This is a genomic window from Actinokineospora sp. UTMC 2448, assembly GCF_024760565.1.
Taxonomy (GTDB): Bacteria; Actinomycetota; Actinomycetes; order Mycobacteriales; family Pseudonocardiaceae; genus Actinokineospora; species Actinokineospora fastidiosa.
In genome coordinates, this window is sequence record NZ_CP031087.1 from 5,365,881 (window position 1) to 5,391,921 (window position 26,041).

The 26,041-nt window shown below is 74.0% G+C and carries 22 protein-coding genes; 8 read left to right on the forward strand and 14 right to left on the reverse strand.

Translation table 11 applies throughout. From position 1 onward, the window contains the following. The first annotated feature begins 142 nt into the window (after positions 1–142). On the forward strand, positions 143–721 hold the full coding sequence (locus Actkin_RS24480; RefSeq protein ID WP_258904400.1) for a (2Fe-2S)-binding protein: 579 nt from the start codon (positions 143–145) through the stop codon (positions 719–721). Further along, positions 721–1,551 carry an NAD-dependent epimerase/dehydratase family protein gene (locus Actkin_RS24485; protein ID WP_258904401.1) on the forward strand — a complete coding sequence of 277 codons (831 nt, stop codon included), beginning with the start codon at positions 721–723 and terminating at the stop codon, positions 1,549–1,551. Before Actkin_RS24480 ends, Actkin_RS24485 begins: the two co-directional genes overlap by 1 nt. On the opposite strand, the gene Actkin_RS24490 is transcribed toward Actkin_RS24485, so the two are convergent. Both Actkin_RS24490 and Actkin_RS24495 read right to left on the reverse strand, forming a co-directional pair. Continuing rightward, a complete protein-coding gene (locus Actkin_RS24490; RefSeq protein WP_258904402.1) occupies positions 1,509–2,294 on the reverse strand; it encodes an inositol monophosphatase family protein in 786 nt (261 codons plus the stop codon). The two genes, Actkin_RS24485 and Actkin_RS24490, sit on opposite strands and share 43 nt — an antisense overlap. Before the next feature lie 9 nt (positions 2,295–2,303). Beyond that, complete coding sequence (locus Actkin_RS24495) at positions 2,304–2,966, reverse strand: helix-turn-helix transcriptional regulator (protein ID WP_189213338.1); 663 nt, start codon at positions 2,964–2,966, stop codon at positions 2,304–2,306. A gap of 77 nt (positions 2,967–3,043) precedes the next feature. On the opposite strand from Actkin_RS24495, the gene Actkin_RS24500 reads away from it, so the two are divergent. The 3 genes from Actkin_RS24500 to Actkin_RS24510 are packed head-to-tail and all read left to right on the forward strand — an operon-like array spanning position 3,044 to position 5,264. Continuing rightward, on the forward strand, positions 3,044–3,463 hold the full coding sequence (locus tag Actkin_RS24500; RefSeq protein ID WP_258904403.1) for a hypothetical protein: 420 nt from the start codon (positions 3,044–3,046) through the stop codon (positions 3,461–3,463). Then, positions 3,460–4,062 (forward strand): GTP cyclohydrolase I FolE, encoded by a 603-nt coding sequence (gene folE, locus Actkin_RS24505; protein ID WP_258904404.1) that lies wholly within the window; start codon positions 3,460–3,462, stop codon positions 4,060–4,062. The genes Actkin_RS24500 and folE overlap by 4 nt, the downstream gene beginning before the upstream one ends. A gap of 11 nt (positions 4,063–4,073) precedes the next feature. Continuing rightward, a complete protein-coding gene (locus Actkin_RS24510; protein WP_258904405.1) occupies positions 4,074–5,264 on the forward strand; it encodes an NAD(P)/FAD-dependent oxidoreductase in 1,191 nt (396 codons plus the stop codon). 191 nt (positions 5,265–5,455) lie between these two features. Here the strand turns inward: Actkin_RS24510 and Actkin_RS24515 are convergent, their stop codons facing one another. The 9 genes from Actkin_RS24515 to ftsY form a co-directional block, all read right to left on the reverse strand. After that, positions 5,456–5,890, reverse strand: coding sequence for a GreA/GreB family elongation factor (locus Actkin_RS24515; RefSeq protein ID WP_258904406.1), 435 nt, complete (start codon positions 5,888–5,890; stop codon positions 5,456–5,458). Between the two features lie 121 nt (positions 5,891–6,011). Beyond that, positions 6,012–7,265: an NAD(P)/FAD-dependent oxidoreductase gene (locus tag Actkin_RS24520; RefSeq protein WP_189213343.1), complete on the reverse strand. Its 1,254-nt coding sequence runs from the start codon at positions 7,263–7,265 to the stop codon at positions 6,012–6,014. A gap of 675 nt (positions 7,266–7,940) precedes the next feature. Further along, positions 7,941–9,446, reverse strand: coding sequence for a PucR family transcriptional regulator (locus Actkin_RS24525; RefSeq protein ID WP_189213344.1), 1,506 nt, complete (start codon positions 9,444–9,446; stop codon positions 7,941–7,943). Between the two features lie 40 nt (positions 9,447–9,486). After that, positions 9,487–9,969: a carboxymuconolactone decarboxylase family protein gene (locus tag Actkin_RS24530; protein WP_189213345.1), complete on the reverse strand. Its 483-nt coding sequence runs from the start codon at positions 9,967–9,969 to the stop codon at positions 9,487–9,489. A gap of 88 nt (positions 9,970–10,057) precedes the next feature. After that, positions 10,058–11,050 carry an allantoicase gene (gene alc, locus Actkin_RS24535; protein ID WP_258904407.1) on the reverse strand — a complete coding sequence of 331 codons (993 nt, stop codon included), beginning with the start codon at positions 11,048–11,050 and terminating at the stop codon, positions 10,058–10,060. Continuing rightward, positions 11,047–12,345 carry an allantoinase AllB gene (gene allB / locus Actkin_RS24540; protein ID WP_258907986.1) on the reverse strand — a complete coding sequence of 433 codons (1,299 nt, stop codon included), beginning with the start codon at positions 12,343–12,345 and terminating at the stop codon, positions 11,047–11,049. The genes alc and allB overlap by 4 nt, the downstream gene beginning before the upstream one ends. A gap of 2 nt (positions 12,346–12,347) precedes the next feature. Continuing rightward, positions 12,348–13,556: a DUF6986 family protein gene (locus Actkin_RS24545; RefSeq protein ID WP_189213347.1), complete on the reverse strand. Its 1,209-nt coding sequence runs from the start codon at positions 13,554–13,556 to the stop codon at positions 12,348–12,350. A gap of 2 nt (positions 13,557–13,558) precedes the next feature. After that, a complete protein-coding gene (aceB, locus tag Actkin_RS24550; protein WP_258904408.1) occupies positions 13,559–15,076 on the reverse strand; it encodes a malate synthase A in 1,518 nt (505 codons plus the stop codon). Between the two features lie 111 nt (positions 15,077–15,187). Next, positions 15,188–16,564, reverse strand: a complete 1,377-nt coding sequence (ftsY, locus tag Actkin_RS24555; RefSeq protein ID WP_189213349.1) for a signal recognition particle-docking protein FtsY — start codon at positions 16,562–16,564, stop codon at positions 15,188–15,190. Between the two features lie 140 nt (positions 16,565–16,704). Between ftsY and Actkin_RS24560 the strand changes: the two genes are divergently transcribed. Beyond that, positions 16,705–17,889, forward strand: coding sequence for an anhydro-N-acetylmuramic acid kinase (locus Actkin_RS24560; RefSeq protein ID WP_189213350.1), 1,185 nt, complete (start codon positions 16,705–16,707; stop codon positions 17,887–17,889). Continuing rightward, entirely contained in the window at positions 17,876–19,438 is a 1,563-nt protein-coding gene (locus tag Actkin_RS24565; RefSeq protein ID WP_258904409.1) for a sodium:solute symporter, read from the forward strand. The genes Actkin_RS24560 and Actkin_RS24565 overlap by 14 nt, the downstream gene beginning before the upstream one ends. Here the strand turns inward: Actkin_RS24565 and Actkin_RS24570 are convergent. Together Actkin_RS24570 and Actkin_RS24575 are read right to left on the reverse strand one after the other, a co-directional pair. After that, entirely contained in the window at positions 19,435–20,835 is a 1,401-nt protein-coding gene (locus Actkin_RS24570; protein WP_258904410.1) for an FAD-binding protein, read from the reverse strand. The genes Actkin_RS24565 and Actkin_RS24570 overlap by 4 nt on opposite strands. A gap of 43 nt (positions 20,836–20,878) precedes the next feature. Continuing rightward, positions 20,879–21,805: a GNAT family N-acetyltransferase gene (locus Actkin_RS24575; RefSeq protein ID WP_258904411.1), complete on the reverse strand. Its 927-nt coding sequence runs from the start codon at positions 21,803–21,805 to the stop codon at positions 20,879–20,881. Between the two features lie 149 nt (positions 21,806–21,954). Between Actkin_RS24575 and Actkin_RS24580 the strand changes: the two genes are divergently transcribed. Next, positions 21,955–22,359 (forward strand): hypothetical protein, encoded by a 405-nt coding sequence (locus tag Actkin_RS24580; protein WP_189213354.1) that lies wholly within the window; start codon positions 21,955–21,957, stop codon positions 22,357–22,359. Here the strand turns inward: Actkin_RS24580 and smc are convergent. Further along, the gene (gene smc / locus Actkin_RS24585) at positions 22,356–25,961 is read right to left on the reverse strand and encodes a chromosome segregation protein SMC (protein WP_258904412.1); all 3,606 of its coding nucleotides are present in this window, start codon (positions 25,959–25,961) and stop codon (positions 22,356–22,358) included. The genes Actkin_RS24580 and smc overlap by 4 nt on opposite strands. Between the last annotated feature and the right edge of the window lie 80 nt (positions 25,962–26,041).

Sequence of the window (26,041 nt, forward strand, 5' to 3'; positions counted from 1 at the left end):
TTGCCCGGAATCATTGGAGTGGCCTGTTTCGCCGGATGACGCGCGAGGTTTCGCCGCCGTGAACTGTCGGTCCCGTCGTGTTACGGCCACGTTGCGTGCGTGCTCCGCCACGGTGGGCGCGGCTGTAACGTGATCCATCGAGATGAGCGACGTGGCGGCGGTGGGCGACCCGGAGTGGGTGGCCGGGCGGATCGGGTCGTCCCGGTCGCGCTACCCGGGGGCCGACGCCCGGGTCCTGGGCACGCTGTGGTGGTACGAGGCGAGTTCGGCGCTGGTGGGGCCGGTCGTGGAGAGCGCGGTCGCAGGCGGTCCGGTCGCCGACGCCTGCTCGATGGTGCTGTCGGTGACGCCCGACGGGCGGGTGGCGGACGCGCGGGCGCGGGCGGTCCGGGCCGATCCGGGGCCCGCGCTGCGGGAGGTGCTGGCGGCGGGGATCGCGGCGGTGTCGGCGGTCAGCGGCGCGGCGGCGCGGTCGCTGTGGGCGATCGCGACGGACTCCGTGGGCAACCGGACGCTGTGGGCGGGCGGGACCCCCGCGCACGCGGTGGCGGTCGCCGCTGCCGTCGGCCCGGACCTGCCGGTGCCGCGGTTCGCGGTCGCGGGCGGGCGGCTGGTGGTGCGGCGGGCGTCGTGCTGCCTGATCTACCGGGCGGGCGAGCCGAAGTGCGTCAGCTGCCCCAGGCAGACTCCCGAGGTGCGCGCACGGCGGCTGGAGGGCTGATGGGCAGGGTGGTGATCACGGGGTCGTCCGGGATCGTGGGCTCGGCCGTCGCGGCGGAGCTGCACGCCTCGGGGTGGACGGTCCTGGGGTGGGACGCCCGGCCGGGGCGGTGGACCGACCACGTCGGCGATCTGCGCGACCCGGCCTTGCGCGCCCGTGCCCTGGCGGGGGCGGACGCCGTGGTGCACGCGGCCGCGCTGCACGCCCCGCACGTCGGGCGGGTGCCGGACGAGGACTTCCGGTCGGTCAACGTCGAGGCCACGGCGGCTCTGCTGGACCAGGCCGTCCGCTGCGGGGTCCGGCGGTTCGTCTACACGAGCAGCACGTCGGTCTACGGGCACGCACTGGTCCCCCGCGACCGCGCGGTGTGGGTCGACGAGACGCTGGACCCGCTGCCGCGCGATATCTACGACGAGACCAAGCTCGCGGCCGAGACCCTTGTCCGCGCCCATGAGGCCCTGTCGCCTGTCGTCCTGCGGATAGCCCGCTGCTTCCCGGAGCCGCGGCCGATCCGCGCGGCGCACCGGCTGCACCGCGGCGTCGATCCGCGGGATGTGGCTCAGGCGCACCGGATGGCGGTGGATCGCACCGGGGTCGACGGCGTGTTCACCATCGCCGGACCGGTCGTGTTCACACGGTCGGATGTCGAGGAGCTGTGGCGCGACGCCGCCGCCGTCCTCGGCCGCCGCGCGCCGGAACTCGTCGCGGTGTTCGAGCGCAACGGGTGGCCGGTGCCCGAGCGGATCGACCGCGTCTACGACTCGTCCGCCGCTACGGCGAAATTGGGCTATCGGCCGGTGCACGGCGCCGCGTCGGTCGCTGCGGCCTGATCGGCGGCGATCACCGCGACCAGGTCGGCGTGGGTGCGGGCGTCGGCGGCGGCCACCAGGCCTTGGACGCCGGTGTGCAGCGGTCCGCCCACAAGGTTGGAGACGACGCACCCGGCCGCCTGGCAGAGCGCGATGGCCGCGCTGAAGTGCACGCTGTCGCGGAGGTGGCCGTCGGTGACGTAGCCTGCGCGCTTGCCAGCCGCGACCCAGGCCAGCGCCAGGGACGTCGACAGCACCCGGGGCCGGAAGCGGGCGGTGAACGCCGGGTCGGCGAGCAGCCGGGCCGCGCTGAACCAGTCCCGGTTGGGGAACGGCGGATCGATGTCGACGTCCACGATCCGGCTGGCCGGGTCCGGGGCGAGGGCGCCGTCGGTCCGGAAGACCTCGCCGGAGAAGGGGTCGGCGACGGCGGCTGCGGTGATCTCGCCGTGGACGCGCAGGGCGACGTTGACCGCCACCAGCGGCGTTCCGACGGCGTAGTTGTGGGTGCCGCACAGCGGGTCGACCAGCCAGGTGCGGTCGGCCTGGCCGGTGGCGCCCAGTTCCTCCCCGACGACAGCGTCATCCGGGCGGGCGGCGCGCAGGACCGCGAGGATGGCGCGTTCCGCCGCCACGTCCGCCTCGGTGGCGAAGTCGTCGGCGTCCTTGGCGAACCGCCGCAGGGCGCGCCCGCGCAGCGACCGGACGACCTCGGCGCCCGCCTCGGCCGCCCTGGCCGCCAGTTCGGCGTCGGTCTCCCCCATGCGGGCAGCCTAGGCGGGGGCGATGCGCACGCAGCAGTGGCCGGGGGCCGGGTCGAGGCGGGCGGTCAGGCCGGACTCGGCCATCCCGTCGAGCAGGCCGTCGAGCAGGCAGAGGTTCATGCCGCAGACGAGTTCGGTGTGCTGCTGGGCCAGGCTGTGGAAGGGGCAGTTGGCCATGACGATCTCGCCGCCCGCGGTGCGCGGCTCGAAGCCGAAGGCCTCCAGCGCGCCCAGCACGTCCCGGTCGTCGGTGCGCGCGGCCTCGCCGATGTCGCGGCCGAGCGCGCGGGCGCGGCGGTCGAGGACGGCGCGCGGCGGCTCGCCGGACGCCTGGGCCTCCTGGAGGGCGTCGGCGAGCAGGTGTCCGGCCAGTTCGTAGCGGCGGTCGGGCAGGGACACCGCGATCTGCCGCGGTGAGCGCCGGTACAGCTTGGCCGGGCGGCCCGCGCCCGGACCCGTGCGGCCGGTGCGGCGTTCGTGGACGACCTCGAGCAGGCCCTCGCCGACCAGGCGGTCGAGGTGGAACGCGACGGTGGTGCGGGGCGCGCCCACGGCGTCGGCGGCTTCGTCGCGGCTCACCGGGGCGGGGCTGCGCACGACGAAGTCGTACAGCCTGCGCCGGGTCGGCTCGTCGAGCGCGGCGACGGCGGAGACGTGGGACGGGTCGCCCATTCTAAAAACCACTCCTATTGACGAAATTCGGCCTGCGGTTCTAACGTTAGCCCATCTTGTCGTTAGAAGGAGGAGTCATGGCCACCGACGTGTCCGGCATCCGCTCCGCGCTGCGGTCCGACCCAAGCCACCAGGCGTTCCTGCTGCTGCGGACGGTGTTCACCGTCGCGCCGGTGCTGTTCGGCCTGGACAAGTTCTTCAACGTGATGGTCGAGTGGCCGGTCTACCTCGCCGGGTGGATCGACGGGCTGCTGCCGGGCACGGCGCAGCAGGCGATGTACGGCATCGGCGTCGTCGAGATCGTCGCGGGCCTGGTCGTCGCCGTCGCGCCGCGCTTCGGCGGGCTGCTCGTGGCCGCGTGGCTGACCGGGATCATCGTCAACCTGCTGACCCTCCCCGGCTTCCACGACGTCGCGCTGCGCGACTTCGGCCTGCTGGTGGCCGCGCTGGCGCTGGCCAGGCTGGCCGTGGAGCGCGCCCCGGGGAAGACGGCATGACCGAGGCGCTCACCCGCCACCTCCAGGTGGTGCCCGGCCGCAACGGCGTCGACATGGCGGCCGCGGAGCGGGCGGTGGCCGACCTGCTCGTCGCCCTCGGCCGCGACCCGGACACCGAGCACCTGGCCGACACGCCCCGCCGGGTCGCCCACGCCTACGCGGAGATGCTGACGCCGCGGGAGTTCGACCTGACGACGTTCCCCAACGACGAGGGCTACGACGAGCTGGTCCTCGCCCGCGACATCCCCGTGCAGTCGCTGTGCGAGCACCACATGCTGCCCTTCCACGGCGTGGCGCACGTGGGATACCTGCCCGGGGCGCGGATCCTGGGGCTGTCGAAGCTGGCGCGCGTGGTCGAGCTGTTCGCCCGCGATCTGCAGGTGCAGGAACGCCTCACCAAGCAGGTGGCCGAATGGCTGCAGCGCCACCTCGCCCCGCACGGCGTGGGCGTGGTGATCGAGGCGGAGCACCTGTGCATGTCGCTGCGCGGCGTGCGGGCGGCGGGGACGCGCACCGTGACCTCGGCGCTGCAGGGCCTGTTGCGCGAGGATCCGAGGTCGCGGCAGGAGTTCTTCGCCCTGGCCGGGGTCAACGCGTGAAGGAGGAGGACATGGACGAGGTGTTCGTGATCGTCGGGGCGGGGCTCGCCGCGGCGAAGGCAGCGCAGGCGCTGCGCGACGAGGGCTTCGCCGGACGCGTGGTGGTGATCGGCGACGAGGCCGACCGGCCCTACGAGCGCCCGCCGCTGTCGAAGGGCTACCTGCTCGGCGACCAGGAGCGCGCCGCGGTGTTCGTGCACGGCGAGGACTGGTACGGGCAGAACTCGGTCGAACTGCGCCTCGGCAGCCCGGCGGTCGGGCTGGACCGGGCGGCGCGGGTGGTCGAGCTGGCCGACGGCTCGCGGATCGGCTACACGAAGCTGCTGCTGGCCACCGGGTCGACGGCCAAGCGCGCGCCGGGGCTGTCCGGCGTGCACTACCTGCGCAGGCTTGAGGACTCCGACCGGCTGCGCGCGGCGCTGGAGACCGGCGGCCCGGTCGTCATCGCGGGCGCGGGGTGGATCGGGCTGGAGGTCGCCGCGGCCGCCCGCACGCGCGGCTGCCCCGTCACCGTCGTCGAGCCCGCGCCGACGCCGCTGCACGCGGTGCTCGGGCCGGAGCTCGGCGGCTTCTTCGCCGACGTGCACCGCGGGCACGGGGTCGAGTTCCGCTTCGGCGCTCAGCTCTCCGCTGTCCGGGACGGGGTGGCGGTGACCTCCGACGGGGAGGAGATCGCGGCGACGACGGTGGTCGTGGGGATCGGGGCGCGGCCCAACACGGAGTTGGCTGAGAAGGCCGGGCTCGCTGTGGACAACGGCGTTGTCGTGGACTCGGGGCTGCGTACTGAGGATCCCTATATCTACGCTGCCGGTGATGTGGCCAGTGTGCCGAACGCCTTGTACGGCAAGCGTTTGCGGGTGGAGCACTGGGGCAACGCTCTTGCTGGTGGTGAGGCCGCGGCCAAGGCGATGGTGGGGCAGGACGTTGTGTACGACGAGCTGCCGTACTTCTTCTCTGATCAGTACGACGTGGGGATGGAGTTCGCCGGGTTCGTGGCGCCTGGGTCGTACGACCGGGTGGTGCGGCGTGGGGAGGGGACGGAGTTCCACGCGTTCTGGCTGGCCGGGGATCGGGTGGTCGCGGGGATGCACGTCAATCGGTGGGATGAGGGGATCGGGGATGTGCAGGCGTTGATCCGGTCTCGGCGGGCGGTGGATGTCTCTCGGTTGGGGGATGTGTCTGTGCCGTTGTCGGCGCATTAATCGCTGGGGGTGCTGCTCCCTCGGCCTCAAGTGTTTAACCCTGGGAGGGCGGAGTAAAGGGCGCCTTCGGCGTCGCTGCGCGACAGGCTTCGCCTGCCCTTGACACCGCCCTCCCAGGGTTAAAGACGGCCAGGACGAGGGAGCAGGGGGGAGTCCGGTCGACTGGGGCCTGGCAGTGGGGTGTTGGGTGCTCAGTCCTGTGGAGTTGGCTGGCGGTAGGGGACTGCGTCTACGAGGGTGATCTTGACTGTGCTGCCGTTGGGGACCTGGTATTCGCACTGGTCGCCCTTGCGGGTGCCGGTTAGGGCGCGGCCCAAGGGAGAGTCTGGGGAGTAGACCTCCAGGTCCCCGTGTTCGGCGTGGCGGACGCCCAGCAGGAAGGTCTCGGTCTCGCCGGTGTCGTCGTAGCGGACGGTGAGGACCATGCCGGGTTCGGCGATGCCGTCGTCTGCGGGGGCTTCGCCCACCACGGCGTTGTTCAGCAGGTCGCGGATTTCGCGGATGCGTTGGTGGCGGGTGCCGTGCTCGTCGTCGGTGGCGGTGGGTGGGGTCAGCAGGTCGGCCAGTTCGGCGCGGAGGCGGTCGTGGGCCTCGGGGGTCAGCCAGGTGCGGTGGGTGCTCGTCATCGGTGTTCTCCAGGTGCTGAGGCGCCGTCAGGGCGGTGGGGTAAGGCCGCCCTGACGGCGATGTGCCCGTGCGGTCCGGGCTCTCGGCGCCGGACCGCACGGACTGGGAGGTGGTTCGGGGTCAGCGCAGCGGGTCGAACTCGCGCAGCGCGGCGGGCTGTTTGCCGGTGGTGACCTGTTCGGCCAGCAGGCGGCCGGTGATCGGGCCGTGGGCGAGGCCCCACATGCCGTGGCCGCTCGCGACGTAGACGTTCGGCGCGCGCACGGCCCCGATCAGCGCCCGTCCGTCCGGGGTGACCGGGCGGGGGCCCACCCAGACGTCGGTGCGCTCGTCCCAGCGCACGCCGTCCAGCAGCGGGCGGGCGGAGGCGATGATCGCGTCCAGCCTGGCGGGCACGCCGGGGGCGTCCGGGTCGCGGAACTCCATCGTGCCCGCGACGCGCAGCGCGCCCTGGTAGGGCGTGCACGCGACCCGCACGTCGGGGAGGTAGACCGGGCCGGGGACGGGGTGGTCGACGGGCACGGTGAACGAGTACCCGCGCCCCGCGCGGACCGGCACCCGCACGCCCCACTCGCGGGCCATCCGGGACAGCCACGCGCCGGTCGCCACGACGGCGACGTCAGCGGACACCGCCGGGCCGGTGCGCGGGTACACGGTGACGCCCTGGCTGTGCGTGCGCACGCCCGCCGCCTCGAACAGCCGGATCGTCGCGCCGCGGGCGACGACCGCCCGCCCGAGCGCCTGGACGAACGCGCCGGGGTCGAGGTAGCGCTGGCCCTCCACGCGCACGCCGGTCGTGAGCGCCGAGGAGGCGAGCGGCACGTGCTCGCGCAGCTGGTCGACCGTCAGCTCGGTGTGCGCGATGGGCTGGCCCGCGTCGGCCATCCTGCGCAGCTCCCGCAGCAGGCCCTGCGCCTGCCGCTGGGTCCGGAAGGCGGCGGTGATCGGGGCGTCGATGGTGGGCGCGTCCACGCCGTTGGCGGTGAGAACGTCGAAGGCCTCGATGCACTCCTCGTTGAACGGCAGGTTCGCCCGGACCGCGCGCGTCCAGGACGACCACCGGCAGTTCGCGGCGAAGCGGGTGAGGAACGCCCACAGGCCCGGGTCAGCGGTCACCGGGATGTGCAGGGGCGCGGTCGGGCTGAACAGCGACCGCAGCCCGTACCGCAACACCGACGGCTCGTTGAGCGGGATCGCCAGCCCCGGCGCGATCCACCCGGCGTTGCCCCAGGAGGCCCCCGCGGCCACCGAGGCCCGGTCGACGACGGTCACCTCGACCCCGCGCTCCTGCAGGAACCAGGCCGTGGACAACCCCACGATGCCCGCGCCGACCACGACCGCCGACCGCGGACCGCCATCGATGCGCCCGACCATGACCAACCTCCAGAAATCGCCCGTCCAGACCAGCATGGATCGCCAAGCGCACCGGACCGTTGTCCGTTCCCTACAGTCCGGAAGGGGTCTGCTGTCGGTTCCCTACAGCTGGGGTGGGGGCGGAGCGAGGCTGGAGAGGGGGCGGTGGGTTGCCATCGCCGCCGCCGGGCCGGGCGGGACGGGAGGACAAGGGCAGGTCTGCGCCCGACTGGACAGGCCGGGGTAGGCAATAAGGGCACGCTGGGCCGTGGCGAGCCGCGCCCGGCCCGCCGCCTCGGGGCGAAGAGTGGATATGGCACGGCTCGCCGATGAGCGACGTCAGCCAGCACCCGACCGGGCAGACCGGGGTAGGCAATGAAGGCCCGTTGGGCCGTGGCGGTCCACGTCCGACCCGCCGCCCTGGGGCAATGAGCGGGTTTCGGGCACGCTCGCCGATGAGCAAGGTCAGCCTGCACCCGACCGGGCAGGCCGGGAGGCGCGTTGCACCGATGAGCAGGTTTCTGCGCGACTTGACGATGAGCGAGGTCGGTCTGCGCCCGTCCTGTCGCCGACGGATGGGTGGGGCGACGGGTCGGTGTGGGCACGGCGCTTGCCGGTCAGCGTGCCCAGGCTGCGACATGCCTGCGCTGGTGGGGGCGGCGGGGGTCGGGCGGGCGCGCCGCATCCGGTGGGCGGTTACAGCTCGCCGGTGGCGGCTAGGTCGATGATCATGCCTAGGCGTTTGCGGGGGTCGGCTAGGTCGAGGGTCGTCACCTCGGACATCTTGCGGAGGCGGTAGCGGACGGTGTTCTGGTGGATGCCGAGGAGGTCGCCCGCCTCGGCCAGGTCGCCCTGGGCCTCCAGCCAGGCTCGGAGGGTGGCGGCGTACTGGGTGCCGTGTTCGCGGTCGTGTCTGCGGAGTTCGGCCACCGGGCCTCGGGCGGGGGTGCGGCCGGTGCGGGCGGCGGCGCGGAGGCGTTGGAGGAGGATGTCGTCCCACGACTCGTCGTAGGCCGGGGGTGGGGAGGCGGGGTCGCGGGCCTCGTGGAGGGCCAGGCACTCGTCGGCCTCCTGGCGGCAGGCGGGGAGTTCGGCCGCCGACGCCGAGCCGCCGATCCCGGCCCAGACGGCCAGCTCCGCGTGCAGCGCGGCCACCCACTCGCGGGCGGCGGCCACGTCCTCCCCGGGCAGGACCGTGTAGAGCGTCGTCCCGGACAGGGCGCTGCGACCGGGGCGCGACCAGCCGAAGCCGGTGGTGGCGCGCTCGAAGGCCAGCAGCAGCGCGGCGTGGCGCTCCTCGTGCGGGCGCAGCGCGATCACCCGCAGCGGGCCCGGCGGCAGGCCCAGCCTGCTGACCACCGTCGCCGCGTCCGCCGTGCCCTCCAGCAGGCGGATGACCAGGTCCGACTCCACCTGCCGCTCCAGGTCCGCGCTCGCCCGGGAGCGCAGCAGGTGCAGGGCGACGGTGCGCGCGCCGTCGGTCAGCGCGGTGCGGTGGGCTCCGGTCAGGGGCTCGCCGCAGGTCACCCAGACCGAGCCCAGCACCTCGCGGCCCGCGCGCACGGCCACGACCATCCGGCCGGTCAGGCCGTGCTCGGCGGCGCGGTCGACGAACAGCGGCTCGGTGGACGCTGCCAGGTGCGCGGTCACGCCCCGGGCGTCGAACAGCGCGCGCAGCCGTTCGGGCGCCCGGCGGCCCAGGATCGTCTCCGAGCGCGCGGCGTCGGCGCGCTGCTGGGAACGCGAGTACGCCAGCACCCGGGAGGACCGGTCCTCGATGGTGACCGCCCCGCCGACGGCGTCGGCGAGGCTGTCGGCGAGGGCGAACAGGTCCGTCGGCCCCCGCCCCGACTCGGTCTCCCTGCCCTCCAGGACGAGCCCGTAGACCACGCCCGCGAGCTGGCTCCAGGAGACGGCGGGATCGACGACCAGCACGGCGATCCCGGCGGCGGCCCCGACCACCGCGGCCTCCCGCTCGGCCTCGACGCCGCCGTGGACGAGCACCGCGCTCGCGCCCGCCGCCCACGCCACGGCCTGGCCGACGGATTCCGCGCCGATGGCCAGGAAGACGTCGCCGCCGACATCGCCTGCGTCCTCGCGCATGGCGACGCTGCGCAGCTCGACCGAGCGCGAGACCGGACAGCACGCCAGCCGGACGCCGTAGCCGCCCAGCACGTTCACCAGGCGGTCCAACCGCACCATGGCCTCTCCCGTCCTCGGGGAGAGTCCACAGTAAGCGGTTCTACTTCAGGTGGTCGTACTGGCCGGGCTGGTAGTCGCCCGCTGGCTGGCGGGTCATGACGTTCACCCGGTTGAAGGCGTTGATGAGGGCGATGGTGAGCACGATCGAGGCGAGCTGCTCGTCGTCGAAGTGCTTGGCGGCGTTCGCCCACACCTCGTCGCTGACCCCGCCAGCGGCGTCGGCGATCCGGGTGCCCTCCTCCGCCAGCTCCAGGGCGGCGCGCTCGGCCTCGGTGTAGACGGTGGCCTCGCGCCAGGTGGCGACCAGGTTGAGGCGCACCGCGGTCTCCCCGGCGTGCGCGGCGTCCTTGGTGTGCATGTCGATGCAGCCCGCGCAGCCGTTGATCTGGCTGGCGCGGATCTTCACCAGCTCCAGCGTCGCGTGCGGCACCGTCGAGTCCTCCACGGCCCGGCCCGCGGCGATGATGTGCTTCATCGCCTTCAGCACGATCGGGTTGGCCATGAGGTTCAGACGCGCGTCCACGGTGATCTCCCTTGCCGTTGTCGATGGGTACGCCCTTACGACCACGCAGACCCGGGATTTGTGACAGCCGTGGATGTGAGGCCCGTCGCTACGCGCCGCGGAACGTCTCGATCAGGTCGAGCCCCGCAGGGGTGAGGGAGCCGAACAGCCGCAGCCGGGCCATGCCGCCGTCGGGATAGATGTCCAGGCGGACGTGCGTGGCCGGGACCGCGTCGGTGATGCGGAAGCGGTGGCGCGTGTCGGGTTGCAGGCGCGTGCGCGGCAGGAGATGGGCCCAGTCCGCGGAGTCGGACTCCTCCGGGTGGCCCGCCGACAGCGCCGCCCACCCGGGCGCGTTCCCCTTGAAATGCGTGGTGTCCAGCTCCGCGAAGCGGATGACGCCTTCCGCGGCGAGGCGGACGACGGCCCAGTCGTTGCCGTGGTCGCGCCTGCGGCGGGTCTCCCAGCCCTCGCCCATGGAGACCGCCATGCCCGGGGCGATGAGGTTGCTCGGCGAGGAGTAGAACATGTCGCTGCACGCGATCACGCGGGCGCCGTTCTCCAGCGCGGCGAGGTCGAGCGCGGCCGGGTCGAGCAGCGCCGGGTCGGGGACGGGGTGGCCGTGCACGCGCAGCCGGGCGATGCCGCCGTCGGGGTGCATGGTGAGGCGGACGTGGGTGAACCGACGCGGGTTGTCGACCTCGAACTCCGTGCGGCTGTCGCCGGTCAGCGGCACCCGGGTGAGCAGTGGTTCCCACGGCCCGAGTTCGGCCGGGTCGGGGTAGCCGGAGGCGGCGCACGCGGCGACGGAGCAGGCGGGCGGGTAGTTGCCGGTGAAGAACGACGTGTCCACCACGACGCCGCGGATCACCCCGGGCATGCCGAGCCGGATGACCGCGCTGTCGTCGCCGTGGACGCGCCTGCGCCGGGTCTCCCAGCCGTCGTAGATCTGGCCCCGGTGGCCGAAGGTGTGGGGCTGGTAGCCGGGCGGGGCCGTGGTGATCAGGTTCTCCTTCTCGGCGAAGGTCTCGTCGTCGGCCCAGACGACGGAGCCGCCGAAGCGGCGGACGGCGAGGTCGGGCAGGGCCAGCCAGTCGGTCATGCGGTTCCCCGTTCCAGCAGTTCGCCGCGCGGGCGCTCGGCCGCCGGTTCGCCGCGCAGCCAGGTTGTCCGCACGACGCCGCGCAGGCGCAGACCGTGGTAGGCGCTGACGGGGTTGCGGTGCAAGAGGGTCCGGGCGTCCACAACGGACTCCTCGTCCGGCGCGAACGCGACCAGGTCAGCGTCGCACCCCTCGGCGATCCGCCCCTTGCGGCGCAGGCCGACGAACTCGGCGGGAGCGGTCGCCATCCACCGGACGACGGTGGTCAACGGGATGCCGCGCGCGTGCGCGGCGGTCCAGACCGCGGACAATCCCACCTGCAGCCCGGCGATCCCGCCCCACGCCGCGCCGAAGTCGGGCCGCTTCAGCTCGGGTGTGCACGGCGAGTGGTCGCTGACCACCATGGAGATCGTGCCGTCGAGCAGGCCCTGCCAGAGCGCGTCGCGGTTGGCGGCGTCGCGGATGGGCGGGCAGCACTTGAACGCGGTCGCGCCGTCGGGGATGTCGTCGGCGTGGAAGACCAGGTAGTGGGGGCAGGTCTCGGCGGTGACGCGCACGCCGGACGCCTGGGCGGCGGCCAGCAGCGGCAGCGACCCCGCGGCCGACAGGTGCACGACGTGCGCGCGGGCCGAGGTCCGGCGGGCCGCGGCGATGACCAGCTCCACCGCGTTGGTCTCCGCCTCGGCGGGCCGGGAGGCGAGGAAGCCGGGGTAGTCGCGGCCTCGGGCGCGGCCGATCACCGCGCCGTCCTCGGCGTGGCAGAGCATCGTGCTGTCGAGGTCGGCGATCACCGCCAGGTGCTCCTCCAGTTCGGCCGGGCGCAGGCAGCCGAACTCGGCGACGCCGGAGTCGAGCAGGAAGCACTTGAACCCGAACACGCCCGCCCGGTGCAGCGCGGGCAGTTCGCGGGCGTTGCCCGGCACCGCCCCGCCCCAGAAGCCGACGTCGACGTGGCAGCGGCCGCGCGCGGCGGCCCGCTTGATCTCCAGCGCCCGCGCGTCGGTGGTCGGCGGGAGGCTGTTGAGCGGCATGTCGATCAGCGTCGTCACCCCGCCCGCGGCGGCCGCGCGGGTCGCGGTGGGGAAGCCCTCCCACTCGGCGCGGCCGGGGTCGTTGACGTGGACGTGCGTGTCGACCAGGCCGGGGAGCAGCACCTCGTCGTCGGCGAGGTCGACCACGTCGTCCGCGCCCGCGTCGGCGTCGAACGGCTCGACCGCGGCGATCCGGCCCGCGCGCACGCGCACCGCCGCCGGGACCTCGCCCGCCGGGGTGACGCAGCGGCGCGCCCGGATCAGGGTCACGGGCGCACCAGCGCGGCCAGGTCCTCGGCCGCGAGGCCGGTGTGCGCGCCGACCTCCTCCGCGGTCAGCGCCCCGCAGTCCACCGCGCGGCGCAGCGATCCGGCCAGCGCCGCCGCGGTGGCGGGCTCGTCCTGCACCGGGCCCGACCCCGAGCCCAGGTACGCCGCCAGCCGCCGCCCGTCGGCCTCGGCCGTCTCCAGGTGGTGGGTGTAGACGGCGGCGTAGCGGGTGACCAGCTGGGCCGGGTGCAGGTCCCAGCCCTGGAAGAACCCGTGCGACAACGCGCGGCGCACCAGCCGGTAGTGCGTCTGCCAGCCGTGCCGGACCGAGGCGAGGTCGCCGACCGGCAGGACGTTGGTCGAGCCGTCGGACAGCCGCACGCCCGTCCCCGCCGCGGAGACCTGCATGACGTTGCGCGCGAAGTCGCACGCCGCGTGCGCTAAGTGCTGGTCGGCCGCGGACAGCCCGCAGGCCGCGGTGTAGTCGTAGGTGCCGAAGTGCAGGCCGGACACCCGGCCGCGGCCCGCGGCGATCATCGCGGGCACGGCGAGGCGCCCGTCGGCGGACACCACCGAGCGGGGCGTCTCGACCTGGATCTCGAACCGCAGCACCCCGCGGGGCAGGTCCAGCCGCTCCTCCAGCACGTCGAGCACCTCGGCCAGCGCCGCCACCTGGTCGGCCGACGTCACCTTCGGGAAGGTGACCGCGAACCCGGCGGGCGGGCGGCCGAGCCGGGTCAGCACCAGGTCCAGGGTCCGCATGGACCGCATCAGCAGCGCCGTGGTGTCGAAGGACTTCACCCGCAGGCCCGCCGACGCCAGGCCCCACCCGGCGAGCAGGTCGGCGGCGCGCGCGGCGTGCGCGTCCTCGACGGAGTCGTCCCGGACGCCGTAGCCGTCCTCGAAGTCCAGGCGCAGGTCCTCCACCGGCTCGGTCTCCAGCTTGGCGCGCACCCGCTCGTACACCGTGGGCGCCAGGTCCGGCGGCAGGCCGACGATCGCGGCCAGCGCGGCGGCGTCCGGCGCGTGCTCGGCCAGCGCGGCCAGCGCGGCGGCGCCCCAGCGGGCGGGCAGGTCGGCGTCGGCCCGGTCGGCGGGCACGTAACAGGTGTGCACGGGCTGACGGCCCGCCGCCGTCTTCTGCTCCGGTGTGGACAGTCGGGAGGCGATGCCGGTCAGCAGCGCCCCGTCGAGCGTGGTGCGCATGGTCAGATCCGTTCGTAGGCGGGCACGGTGAGGAAGTCCGGATAGCGCTCGGCCATGGCGACCTCGGCGAACAGCTCGACGGCCGCCGCGCTGCCGGGCAGCGCGGCGCCGACCTCGGCCAGCACATGGCGCACCACGTCCGCGGTGACGCGCTGGCCGGTGTCGAGCACGACGCCGTTGCGCAGCCACTGCCAGACCTGGGAGCGGGCGATCTCGGCGGTGGCGGCGTCCTCCATGAGGTTGTGGATGGCCGCCGCGCCCGTCCCGCCGAGCCAGGACATCAGGTAGCGCACGCCGACGTCGACGGCCGAGCGCAGGCCCGCCGCCGTCGCCTTGCCGGGGGTCGAGGCGACGTCGAGCAGGTCGGCCGCGGTGACGGTCCCGTCGGGCACGACGTGACGCTGGTCGGAGGCGTCGCCGAGGACGCGGTCGAAGACCTCCCGGCAGACCGGCACCAGGTCAGGGTGGGCCACCCAGGACCCGTCGAAGCCCGCGCCCGCCTCCCGTTCCTTGTCCGCGCGCACCTTCGCCAGGGCCCGCTCGGTGACCTCCGGGTCGCGCCGGTTCGGGATGAACGCCGCCATGCCGCCGATCGCGTGCGCGCCGCGGCGGTGGCAGGTGCGGACGAGCAGCTCGGTGTAGGCGCGCATCATCGGCGCGGTCATGGTCACGCTGTCGCGGTCGGGCAGCACGTAGTCCGGACCGGCGTCGCGGAAGAACTTGATGACGCTGAACAGGTAGTCCCAGCGGCCCGCGTTCAGGCCCGCGGCGTGCTCGCGCAGCTCGAAGAGGATCTCGTCCATCTCGAAGGCCGCCGGGATGGTCTCGATCAGCACGGTCGCCCGGATGGTGCCGTGCGGGACGCCGAGGTCGGCCTGCGCCTTGGTGAACACGTCGTTCCACAGCCGGGCCTCGAGGTGGCTCTCCAGCTTCGGCAGGTAGTAGTACGGGCCGCGGTTGTGGAAGAAGTGCAGGCCGAAGTCGACCAGCGCGGCGGGCACGCGCCGCCCGTCGACCTCGATGTGCTTGTCGTCCAGGTGCCATCCGCGCGGCCGCACGACGATCACCGCGGGCCTCTCGGCCGTCACCGCGTAGTGCTTGCCCTCCGGCGAGGTGTGTTCGAGCACGCCGAGGGCGGCGTCGCGCAGGACGACCTGGCCGCCGACGACGTTGTGCCAGTGCGGGGTGTTGGCGTCCTCCAGGTCGGCCAGCCAGACCCGGGCGCCGGAGTTGAGGGCGTTGACGGCCATCTTCGGCTCGGTCGGCCCGGTGATCTCGACCCGCCGGTCCCGCAGCGGCCCGGGGACGGGCGCGACGGTCCAGTCGTCCTCCCGGACCGCCCGGGTGTCGGCCCGGAAGTCGAGCACCCCCAGCGCGCGCCGCCTTGCCCGTTCGGCCAGCAGTTCGTCCCGCCTGCCCGCGAACTCACGATGCAGCCCGGCGACGAACCCCAGCGCCTCGGGGGTCAGGATCTCCGTCCCCCGCCGGACCGGTCCGCCGAGCACCTGGATGTCGGCCATTAGGACATAGTGACCCGCCGATGGCCGAACGGGTACCCACCACGCGGTCGCACTCCGTTCCGACATCCGAACGGCCCACCCCCGTCCAGGGGCGGGCCGTGACGGTCAGGGTCAGCCGAGCAGGGCGTCGACGAAGGCGGACGGGTCGAAGGGGGCCAGGTCGTCGGCGCCCTCGCCGAGGCCGACCAGCTTCACCGGGACGCCCAGCTCGCGCTGGACCTGGAAGACGATGCCGCCCTTGGCGGTGCCGTCGAGCTTGGTCAGCACGATGCCGGTCACGTCGACGACCTCGCCGAACACGCGGGCCTGGGTGAGGCCGTTCTGGCCGGTCGTGGCGTCCAGGACCAGCAGCACCTCGTCGACCGGGCCCTGCTTCTCCACCACGCGCTTGACCTTGCCCAGCTCGTCCATCAGGCCGGTCTTGGTGTGCAGGCGGCCCGCGGTGTCGATCAGCACCGTGTCGACGCCGGACTCGCGGCCGCGCTTGACCGCGTCGAAGGCGACGGCGGCGGGGTCGGCGCCCTCCGGCCCGCGGACGACCTCGGCGCCGACCCGCTCGGCCCAGGTCTGCAGCTGGTCGGCGGCGGCGGCGCGGAAGGTGTCGGCCGCGCCCAGCACCACCGTGCGGCCGTCGGCGACCAGGACGCGGGCCAGCTTGCCGGTCGTGGTGGTCTTGCCGGTGCCGTTGACGCCCGCGATGAGCACCACGGCCGGGGTGCGGGTGTCGCCGTCGCCGTGGGGCAGGGCGCGCACGGCGCGGGTCATCTCCGGGTGCAGCGCCTCGATGAGCACGGAGCGCAGCACGGCGCGGGCCTGCTCGGGGGTGCGGACGGCACGCTTGGAGAGCTCGGTGCGCAGCCGCTCGACGATCTCCATCGTGGTGGCCGCGCCCAGGTCGGCCATCAGCAGGGTGTCCTCGACCTCGGTCCAGGAGTCCTCGTCGAGGTCGCCCGCGCCGAGCAGGCCCAGCAGGCCCTGGCCGAAGACCGAGCGCGACCGCGAGAGCCGCCCGCGCAGGCGCTCCAGCCTGCCCTCGGTCGGGGCGATCTCCTCGGCGGCGCGGGCCTCGGGGATGGCCACCGGGGGCGCGCCCTGGGCCGGGACCTCCGGCTCATCGACGACCGGGCCCGGCTGCGCCGGGATGCGGTCGGTGGGCGGGGCGTCCTGCACGGGGATGCGGTCGGTGGCCGGGGTGTCCTGCTCGGGCAGGTCGACGTCGACGAAGCCGCGCTTGACGGAGTCGCGCGGGACGGCGGCGTCGTCGCCGACGCCGGGCTGGCCGTCGACCTCGGTGCGCTCGCCCGCCGGGTGCCCGCCCGGGGCCAGCGAGATCCCGCCGGTGGCCTGGTACCCCTTCGGCCTCTCCTCGACCTGCGGCTTCGTCTGGCCCAGGTCGATGCGCCTGCGGCGGGCCAGCAGCACGCCCGCGACCACGGCGGCCACCAGCACGACGACGGCGACGATAATGATGATCTGGGTGCTCGACACGCGGCCATCCTCGCATCCGCGCCCCGGACCGGCCGGGATGGGCACGACGACTGTCACTAATGCACCGTTTGGACGCAAGTTCAGTAAATTTCCAACTCACCTCTTGCGCTTCCGCTGAGTGTGGAATAGACCACAGTTCCATGTGGCTTCGCGTGGTCGGCCTGATCTCCGGGACGTCGATGGACGGCATCGACGTGGCGGTCGGCGACTTCGCCCGCGACGACGACGGCGCGATCCGGCTGCGCCCGGTCCGCCACGCCGCCGTCGAGTACCCCGCCGACCTGCGCTCGGCCCTGGTCGACGCGCTGCCGCCCAACGGCTGCACCGCCGAGCGGCTGTGCGTGCTCGACACCGGCGTCGGCCAGGCGTTCGCGCGCGCGGCGGCGGGCATGGCCGAGGGCGCCGACCTCGTGGCGTCGCTCGGGCAGACGATCTACCACTGGGTCGAGGGCGCCCGCTGCCGCGGCACGCTCCAACTGGGCCGGTCGGCGTGGATCGCCGAGGCGACGGGCCTGCCGGTGGTGAGCGACCTGCGCGCCCGCGACGTCGCCGCAGGCGGCCACGGCGCTCCCCTGGCCCCGGTGCTCGACCGGCTCCTGCTCGGCGCCCCGGACGTGCCGACGGCGGCGCTGAACCTCGGCGGCATCGCCAACGTGACGATCCTGCGGCCGGACGCGCCCGCCGTCGCCTTCGACACCGGCCCGGCGAACGCCCTGCTGGACGCCGCCGCCCGCGCGCTGCTCGGGACCGACCAGGACAGCGGCGGGGCGCTGGCCGCCCGCGGCCGGGTCCGCGACGACCTGCTCGCCGTGCTGCGCGCCGACCCGTACTACGCCGCCGACCCGCCGAAGTCGACCGGCAAGGAGCACTACAACGCCGGGTACCTCGGCGAGACGCTGGGGCGCCTTCCGGTCGTGGCCGACGCCGACGTGATGGCCACGCTCGTCGCGCTGACCGCGACCACGGTCGCCGACGCCTGCCGCCGCTTCGGCGTGCGCCGGGTCCTGGCCTCCGGCGGCGGCGTGCGCAACCCGGTGCTCATGGCGGCGCTGGCCGACGCGCTCGCCCCCGCGACGCTCACCACCACCGACGAGCTGGGCATGCCGACGGACGCCAAGGAGGCCTACCTGGCCGCGCTGCTGGGCTACCTCGCCTGGCACGGGATGCCCGTCGACCCGGGCACCGGCGCGGCAGGCCCCCGGGTGCACGGCACGATCACCCCCGGCGCCGGGCCGCTGCGGCTGCCCGAGCCTGCCGCCCGAGCGGCGACCGGACTGCGGATCACCGTCCCCGAACCGACAGGAGGCCCCCGTGCGCGCCGTTGACCTGCTGATCATCGCGGTTTTCCTGGTCGGCATGCCGCTGCTGGGCATCCTCATCGGGGGCAGGCAGAAGTCGGCGAACGACTACTTCGTCGGCGACGGCAAGATCAAGTGGTGGGTGGCCTGCCTGTCGGTGGTCTCCGCGGAGACGTCGACGCTGACGGTGCTGAGCGTGCCGACGGTGGCGTACCTGGGCGCGTTCACCTACCTGCAGCTGGCGATCGGCTACATCATCGGGCGGATCGTGGTCGCGTTCGTCCTGCTGCCGCGCTATGTCGCGGGCAACATGACCACGGCGTACAACTTCCTGGGCAAGCGGTTCGGCCCCGGGCTGCAGGGCACCGCGTCGGTGACGTTCCTGCTGACCCGCCTGCTGGCCGACGGCGTGCGGCTGTTCGCCACCGCGATCCCGATCAAGGTCGTGCTCGACGCGTACGGGGTCGACGCCGCCTACTGGCAGATCGTCGCCGTGCTGGGCGTGGCGATGGTGGTCTACACCTTCTTCGGCGGCGTGCGCGCGGTCGTCTGGGTCGACGCCATCCAGATGCTCTGGTACGTCGTCGGCGGGGTCGCGGTGATCGTGGTCCTGTCGGGCAAACTCCCGGACGGCTGGTTCGGCGCCGCGGTCGACGCGGGCAAGACGCAGCTGCTGGACTTCGGCTCGGCACCGGTCAGCAACGCCTACGCGTTCATCACGGCGGTCCTGGGCGGCGCGGTCCTGTCGATGGCATCGCACGGCGCCGACCAGCTGATCGTGCAGCGGCTGATGGCGTGCAACGACGTCCGCGCGTCGCAGAAGGCGCTCATCGCCTCGGGCGTGGTGGTGTTCCTGCAGTTCGCGCTGTTCCTGTTCATCGGGACCATGCTGTGGTCGTTCTACAAGGGACTCGACCCGGTCTCCGAGCTGGGCCTGGCTGCCAACGACGAGCTGTTCGCCACGTTCATCGTGACCGAGCTGCCCTCGGGGCTGTCCGGCTTCGTGATCGCGGGCATCCTCGCCGCCGCTTTGAGCTCGTCGCTGGGCGCGCTCGCCTCCTCGACGGTGACCGACGTCTACCAGCGGATCAGCAAGCGCAAGCTCAGCGACGCGGACCTGCTGCGCCAGGGCCGCATCTGGACGGTGGTCTGGGCGGGCGCGCTCGTGGTGTTCGCGTCGATGTTCACCACGACGAAGAACCCGATCGTGGAGACCGCCCTGGCGATCACCGGCTACACCTACGGCGCGCTGCTGGGCGCGTTCCTGCTGGGCCTGCTGTTCCGCCGCGCCCGCCAGTCCGACGCCATCGTGGCGTTCGTGACGACCGTGGCGGTGATGGCGTTCGTCATCCTCGGCCTGAAGTTCAGCGCGCAGACCGGCACGTTCCTCGGCGTGGACTTCGGCAAGCCGGACCCGGGCCTCGTCGCCGCCCCCGACAAGGCCGTCGCCCTCGCCTTCCCCTGGTACACCCCGATCGGCGTGCTGATCACGCTGGTGGTGGGCGGTCTGCTGGCGCTGCGCCGCCGCAGTCCCGAGGAGACCGCCCCCGTCCCCGAGCGGGCGCCCGCCGCCTAGTCGAAGACGTGCTGGCCGGGGGTGAGGACGCGGCGCGGGTCGTACGTCGCCTTGTCGGCCAGCACGCGGCGGTACCGGGCGCCGTAGTGCCGCTGCCAGTCGGCCGGGGTGACCGGGATCGAGCCGATGGGGTACTGCGTGCCGCCGATCCGGACGGCGTCGTCGTACATCGCGCGGTTGTCGGCGAGCAGGGCGTCGACGGTGGCGTCGTCGGCCGGGAGCGCGCGCAGGATGGACAGCAGGAACACCAGGTCGGTGTCCGGGAGGCGGACCATGGGGCGGGTCATGCGGGCGCGGTGGAACGGGTACAGCAGGATCGGGCCGCCACCGACCTCGGCCGGGGTCAGCCGGGACAGCACGTCCGCGACGAAGCCGTCGGTCCCGGCGTCGGGGAGGAACAGGTTGACCCACGGGTTGGGCAGCCGCAGCGGGCGGATCTGGTCGACCACGTCGGTGATCCGGTTCAGCCAGGCGCGGTAGGGCAGGTCGGTGATCTCGGCGTCGGCGGGCGGCAGACCGGCCAGCAGCTTCGCGTCGTCGGGCTCGGTGTCGTGGTAGGACGCCGCCTCCAGCACATACGCCCAGCCGCCCTCCGCTGGCACGATCTGGCCCTCCACATAGGAGAAGCGGCCGTCGCGGACCGCGATGCGCTGGGCGGCGGTCAGGTCGGTCAGGTGGTCGTAGGTCAGCTTGTAGACGCGGGCCGTCGCGGCGGCGGGGACCAGGTCGAGCCAGGCGCGCACGATCAGGCCGTACTGGCCGAGTCCACCGAGGACGGCGTCGAACAGCCGGTCGCCGGGCGCGCAGCGGACGAGGTCCCCGGTGCCGGTGACGACCTCGAGCGACCGGACGGTGTCCACCTGCAACCCGTGGTGCTGGCTCGCCCCGCCGATCCCGCCGACGGACAGCGTTCCGCCGATGGACAGGCCCAGGTAGTCCGTCGCCACGGGCGGGGTCATGCCGTGCGCGAGCGCGGCGTCCACCAGCGATCCCCACGTCGCCCCGGCGCCGACGACGGCCGTCGTGCCGCGGACGGCGATCTCCGACAGCGGGCGCGAGTCGATGACCACGCCCGCCGACTGCGCCTGCCCGAACGTCGAGTGCCCCTGGCCGCGCATGGCGACGGCGATCCGGTGCCGGTTGGCGAACCGCACCATCCTGACGACGTCCCGGGTGGACCCGGGCCGCAGCACCGCGCGCGGGGACCGGTGGACGAGCTGGCCGTAGTCCTCGGCCGCCTCGGCGAGCGCCGCCGGGTCCGTCAGCAGCTCGCCGTCGAGGTCGGGGACCGCGACGGTCCCCGGCGTCGCCTGCGCCACCCACCGCAGCCCCAGCGGATCGAACGCGACCACCGCGGCCGCCCCGGTGACCAGGAATCGACGCCGACCCACTCTCATGCGGACACTCCAGGTGCAGAAGGGTCCCCCAGGCAGATTCACCCTATCCGGTGATCGCGCGCCGCCGGTAACCCACCAACTCCAAGTGCAGCTCGAACCCGAGCGCGGTGAACATCCGCTCGGACGCGTCGTTGCCCAGCATGATCACCGCGGCGGCGCGCTGGTTGGGACCATTCGCGACGGCCAACTCGCGCAGCAGCCCGCGCACAACGGCCCGGCCCGCCCCCGCCGAGCGCATGCCGGGGACGACACCCACATAGTCCACATAGAACTCGCCCGGCTGGGTGAAGCCCGCGGCGTAGCCGATGAGGCCGTCCGCGCCCGACAGCGCGACCACGGTGTGCCCCCGGTCGCCGTCGACCAACTGGCGTCCGGTCGCGGTGCGGTTGGGGAAGCACCGCTCGTGCAGGTCGATCACCTCGGCGCGCAGCGGATCGCCCGGCTCCAGCCTGCGCGGCCCGTCCGGGTCCGCCTCGCTGACCAGCACCGCGCGCAGCGCGGGCCCCGACAGGGTGAACACCCGACTCGTCTCGCCCGAGGCGAACCCGTGCCGGGCGGCGAAGTCGGCGAGCAGGCGGTGCTGGCGGTGCCCGTACAGCTCCAGGTCGGCGAACCCGTCCAGGCGCGGCAGGGCCGTGACGGCGTCCAGCAGTTCGTCGGCGGTGCGGTGCCACAGCTGCCTGCGCACCGGGTGGTCCTCCGGCACCGCGACGTACGGGCCGAACAGCCAGGCCCGGCCGACCTCCGCGTCGGCGTCGGCGGTCAGCACCGCGCCGATCTCGCCAGCGGCGTTCACCCCCACGACGGCGCCGCTCGCCCAGTCGGGCTTGAGCCCGTCGAGTTCGTCGGCCACTTCCTCGGCCGTGACGCCGTGGTAGCCGATGTGCTGCTCGGGGTCGGCCTGCAGCCGGACCACGAGGTCGATGACCTGGTCCCGGTCGCCTGCCGATGCTGGGCGGATCGCGTACATGGGTGCATCGTGCGCGTCGCGCCGCCGGGAAGCGAGCGGTTTACCCGTCACGCTATTCCGCCCGGGGACGATCAGGTTCATACTTGCCGCGCGCGCGTGCCCTCCGGACGGCACGCTTCGTCATACCCCCAGTTCAGAGAGGTCCACTCATGGCCAACTTCGACCCCAAGACCGTCACGCCGATCGAGTGGACCGGTATCGGCGCGGGGGCGGCGGCGTTCCTGTTCAGCTTCTTCCCGTGGATCTCGCTCGGCTTCCTCGGCGGCTTCTCGGCGTGGAACGCTGGCTTCCTCGCCTGGTTCCCCGTGCTGCTGCTGATCGGCGCGGGCGTCGTGGTGCTGCTGCCCCACCTGGGGACCGAGGTGCGCAACCGCACCATGCTGTGGCTGGGCCTGTCCGGCGCGGCCGCGGTGCTCATCCTGCTGCGCTGGCTGACCTACGGCGAGTTCATGGGCGCGGCGGGCATCGGCCTGTTCCTGACCCTGCTCGCCGCCGGGGTGTCGGTCGCGGGCGCGTACCTGTCGTTCAAGGCAGCCAAGCGCCCGGCCGCCTAGTCCTCGATCGGAACGGGTTCCTCCCGGCGCTGTTGCAGGCGCTGGGAGATGACCTGGGTGATGCCGTCGCCGCGCATGGAGACGCCGTAAAGCGCGTCGGCGATCTCCATGGTCGGCTTCTGGTGGGTGATGATGATCAGCTGCGAGCTGGCCCGCAGCTGCTCGAGCAGGCCGATCAGGCGGCGCATGTTGGTGTCGTCCAGCGCCGCCTCGACCTCGTCCATCACGTAGAACGGCGAGGGGCGGGCGCGGAAGATCGCCACCAGCATGGCCACCGCCACCAGCGACTTCTCGCCGCCGGAGAGCAGCGACAGGCGCTTGACCTTCTTGCCGGGCGGGCGGGCCTCGACGTCCACGCCGGTGGTCAGCATGTCGTCGGGCTCGGTCAGGACCATCCGGCCCTCGCCGCCGGGGAACAGCACGTCGAAGACGACCTCGAACTCGCGCGCCACGTCGTGGTAGGCCGAGGTGAAGACCTCCAGGATCTTCTCGTCGACCTCCTTGACCACGGTGAGCAGGTCGCGGCGGGTGTCCTTGAGGTCCTCCAGCTGGGTGGACAGGAACTTGTAGCGCTCCTCCAGCGCGGCGAACTCCTCCAGCGCCAGCGGGTTGACCTTGCCCAGGGTGGCCATGTCGCGCTCGGCGCGCTTGGCGCGGCGGGCCTGGGTGTCGCGGTCGTACGGCAGCGGCGGGGGCGCGCTGACGTCCTCGCCGCGCTCGCGGGCGGCCTCGTACTCGGCCAGCTCCGCAGGCGAGGGCGGCACCGGCTGGTCCGGCCCGTACTCGGCGACCAGGTCGTCGAGGCCGATGCCGAACGTCTCGGCGATGCGGGTCTCCAGCTGCTCCAGCCGCAGCCGCTGCTCGGCGCGCAGGACCTCGTCGCGGTGCACCGCGTCGGTCAGCTTCTCCAGCTCGACGGACAGCTCGCGCACCTTGGCGCGCACCTCGGCCAGCACGCGCTCGCGGTCGGCGCGGCGGGCCTGCACGATGTCGCGCTCCTCGGCGGCGCGGGCCAGCGACAGCGCGATCCGCTCCAGCGCCAGCTCGCCGCCGTCCACCACGGCCTGGGCGACCGCGGCGCCGCGCTTGCGGGCGGCCATCGCCCGGGCGGCGCGCTCGCGGGCCTCCCGCTCGGCGCGGGCGGCGCGGCGCAGCTGCTCGGCCTTGCCCTGCAGCGCGCGGTGGCGCTCCTCCGCGGTGCGCAGCGACAGCCGCGCCTCCATCTCCTCCTGCCGGGCGGACGCCAGGGCGGCGGTGTACTCGTCGCGCTCGCTGGAGTCGGGCTCGTCGTCGACCGGCTGCTCGGAGACGACCGCCAGGCGCTCCTCCAGGTCGGCGAGCTTGGCCAGGGCCTCCTCGCGGGCCTGCTCGACCTTGGCCCGCTGCCGCTCGGCCCGCTCGACCTCGGCCTCGGCCGAGCGCAGGGCCTGGCGCATCCGGTTGAGCCGCTCGGCGGAGCGGGCCGCGCGCACCTTGGCCTCGCCCATCTCGTCCTTGATCGCGCCGACCTCGGCGCGCCTGGCCTGCTGCTCGGCGCGGGCCCCGGCCAGCGCCGCCGACGCCGACTCCACCGCCCGCTCGGCCGCGTCCAGCCGGGCCCTGGCCTCGTCGACGGCGGCCTGCACCTCGATGACGCTCTGCGCGCGCTCCGAGCCGCCGATCGCCCACTCCGCGCCGAGCACGTCGCCGTCGGCGGTCACCGCCCGCACGTCCGGGTGAGCCAGCACGAGGTCCTGCGCGCGCCGCAGATCGGGCACGACGGCCATGCGGTCCAGCGCGCGGTGCACGGCGGGGCGCAGCGCGTCGGGGGCGTGCACGAGATCGATCGCCCAGCGCGCGCCGGAGGGCAGCGCGGGCCACGACGAGCGGTCCACCTCGGTCCTCGACCCGCCGACCAGCAGGCCCGCGCGCCCGGCATCCCCGGCGCGCAGCGTCTCCAGCGCCGCGACGGCGCCATACGGGTCGGCGACGGCGACCGCGTCGGCGATCGGGCCCAGCGCGGCGGCCAGCGCGGCCTCCGCGCCCGGCTCGACGGTCAGCAGCGCCGCGACCGAGCCCAGCAGCCCGGGCAGCCGGTCGGCGGCGGCGAGCAGCGCGCCCGCGCCGTCCTTGCGGGAGAGCCCCAGCGACAGCGCGTCGACCCGCGCCTTCCAGGACGCGATCTCCCGCTCGGCGGTCCGCTCCGCGCGCACCAGCTCCTCGACGCGCGCCTTGGCGGCCTCGTTGGCCTCGGTGGCCTGGGCCAGCCGCTCGCGCAGGTCGGCGTCGTCGCCCTCCTCGACCCCGGTCTCCTCCTGGGCCTCGGCCAGCTCGCCCGCGGCGACCTCGGCGCGCTCGCGGGCCTCGGCGAGGGCGACCGAGAGCCGCTCGATCTCCTCGGCCGTGGCGTTGGTCTTGCTGCGCAGCGCCTCGACCTGCCCGGCCAGCCTGGCCAGGCCCTCGCGGCGGTCGGCGATGGCCCGCACCGCGGCGATGTGCGCCTTCTCCGCGGCCTGCACCATCCGCTCCAGCTCGGCGCGCCGCTCGGTCGACTCGGCCAGCACGTAGCGGGCCTCGGTGACGGCCTCGCCCAGCTCGGCCTCGCGCACCGCGGTGTGCTCGGCCTCGGCGTCGAGCTCGTCGGGGTCGCGGCCGCCGCGCGGGGCCTCGACCGACGCCGACAGGTGCCGGGCGCGCTCGACGGCCAGCCGGACCGTGCCGCGCAGCCGCTCCTCCAGCGCCGAGAGCCGGTACCAGGTCTCCTGGGCCTGGGCCAGCAGCGGCGCGTCGGTGGCCAGGTCCTCCTCCAGCTCGTTCTGCCGGGCCTGGCAGATCTCCAGCGCCTGCTCGACCTCGGCGCGCTTGCGCCGGGCGGTGGCCTCGTCGGCCTCCTCGCGGGCGATCTCGGCGCGCTGGGTGACCAGGTCGTCGGCGTGCAGGCGCAGCCGGGCGTCGCGCAGCTCGGCCTGGATGACCTGGGCGCGGCGGGCCACCTCGGCCTGCTTGCCCAGCGGCTTGAGCTGGCGGCGCAGCTCGGCGGTGAGGTCGGTGAGCCGGGTCAGGTTGGCCTGCATCGCGTCGAGCTTCCGCAGCGCCTTCTCCTTGCGCTTGCGGTGCTTCAGCACGCCCGCGGCCTCCTCGATGAAGGCGCGGCGCTCGTCGGGCTTGGACTCCAGGATCGCGCTGAGCTGGCCCTGCCCGACGATGACGTGCATCTCCCGGCCGATGCCGGAGTCCGACAGCAGCTCCTGCACGTCCAGCAGCCTGCAGGAACTGCCGTTGATCTCGTACTCGCTCGCGCCGTCGCGGAACATCCGACGGGTGATGGAGACCTCGGTGTACTCGATCGGCAGCGCGCCGTCGGTGTTGTCGATGGTCAGCGTCACCTCGGCGCGGCCGAGCGGGGCGCGGCCCGCGGTGCCCGCGAAGATGACGTCCTCCATCTTTCCGCCGCGCAGGCCCTTGGCGCTGCCCTCGCCCATGACCCAGCGCAGCGCGTCGAGGACGTTGGACTTGCCCGAGCCGTTGGGGCCGACCACGCAGGTGATGCCCGGCTCGAAGCGCAGCGTCGTCGCCGAGGCGAAGGACTTGAAGCCCTTCAGCGTCAGGCTCTTGAGGTGCACTGGCCGAATCCTGTCCGTGCGGGTGCGTTCGGGCGAGCGTACCCGCGTCGCCGGGCCCGCCCGGGGAGGCGCCCTCGGCG

Bases quoted from the DNA above. Each gene is read 5' to 3' on its own strand.
- Actkin_RS24480 (WP_258904400.1), top strand. From the start codon at position 143: ATGAGCGACGTGGCGGCGGTGGGCGACCCGGAGTGGGTGGCCGGGCGG.
- Actkin_RS24485 (WP_258904401.1), top strand. From the start codon at position 721: ATGGGCAGGGTGGTGATCACGGGGTCGTCCGGGATCGTGGGCTCGGCC.
- Actkin_RS24490 (WP_258904402.1), bottom strand. From the start codon at position 2,294: ATGGGGGAGACCGACGCCGAACTGGCGGCCAGGGCGGCCGAGGCGGGC.
- Actkin_RS24495 (WP_189213338.1), bottom strand. From the start codon at position 2,966: ATGGGCGACCCGTCCCACGTCTCCGCCGTCGCCGCGCTCGACGAGCCG.
- Actkin_RS24500 (WP_258904403.1), top strand. From the start codon at position 3,044: ATGGCCACCGACGTGTCCGGCATCCGCTCCGCGCTGCGGTCCGACCCA.
- folE (WP_258904404.1), top strand. From the start codon at position 3,460: ATGACCGAGGCGCTCACCCGCCACCTCCAGGTGGTGCCCGGCCGCAAC.
- Actkin_RS24510 (WP_258904405.1), top strand. From the start codon at position 4,074: ATGGACGAGGTGTTCGTGATCGTCGGGGCGGGGCTCGCCGCGGCGAAG.
- Actkin_RS24515 (WP_258904406.1), bottom strand. From the start codon at position 5,890: ATGACGAGCACCCACCGCACCTGGCTGACCCCCGAGGCCCACGACCGC.
- Actkin_RS24520 (WP_189213343.1), bottom strand. From the start codon at position 7,265: ATGGTCGGGCGCATCGATGGCGGTCCGCGGTCGGCGGTCGTGGTCGGC.
- Actkin_RS24525 (WP_189213344.1), bottom strand. From the start codon at position 9,446: ATGGTGCGGTTGGACCGCCTGGTGAACGTGCTGGGCGGCTACGGCGTC.
- alc (WP_258904407.1), bottom strand. From the start codon at position 11,050: ATGACCGACTGGCTGGCCCTGCCCGACCTCGCCGTCCGCCGCTTCGGC.
- Actkin_RS24545 (WP_189213347.1), bottom strand. From the start codon at position 13,556: ATGCGCACCACGCTCGACGGGGCGCTGCTGACCGGCATCGCCTCCCGA.
- aceB (WP_258904408.1), bottom strand. From the start codon at position 15,076: ATGGCCGACATCCAGGTGCTCGGCGGACCGGTCCGGCGGGGGACGGAG.
- Actkin_RS24560 (WP_189213350.1), top strand. From the start codon at position 16,705: ATGTGGCTTCGCGTGGTCGGCCTGATCTCCGGGACGTCGATGGACGGC.
- Actkin_RS24570 (WP_258904410.1), bottom strand. From the start codon at position 20,835: ATGAGAGTGGGTCGGCGTCGATTCCTGGTCACCGGGGCGGCCGCGGTG.
- Actkin_RS24575 (WP_258904411.1), bottom strand. From the start codon at position 21,805: ATGTACGCGATCCGCCCAGCATCGGCAGGCGACCGGGACCAGGTCATC.
- Actkin_RS24580 (WP_189213354.1), top strand. From the start codon at position 21,955: ATGGCCAACTTCGACCCCAAGACCGTCACGCCGATCGAGTGGACCGGT.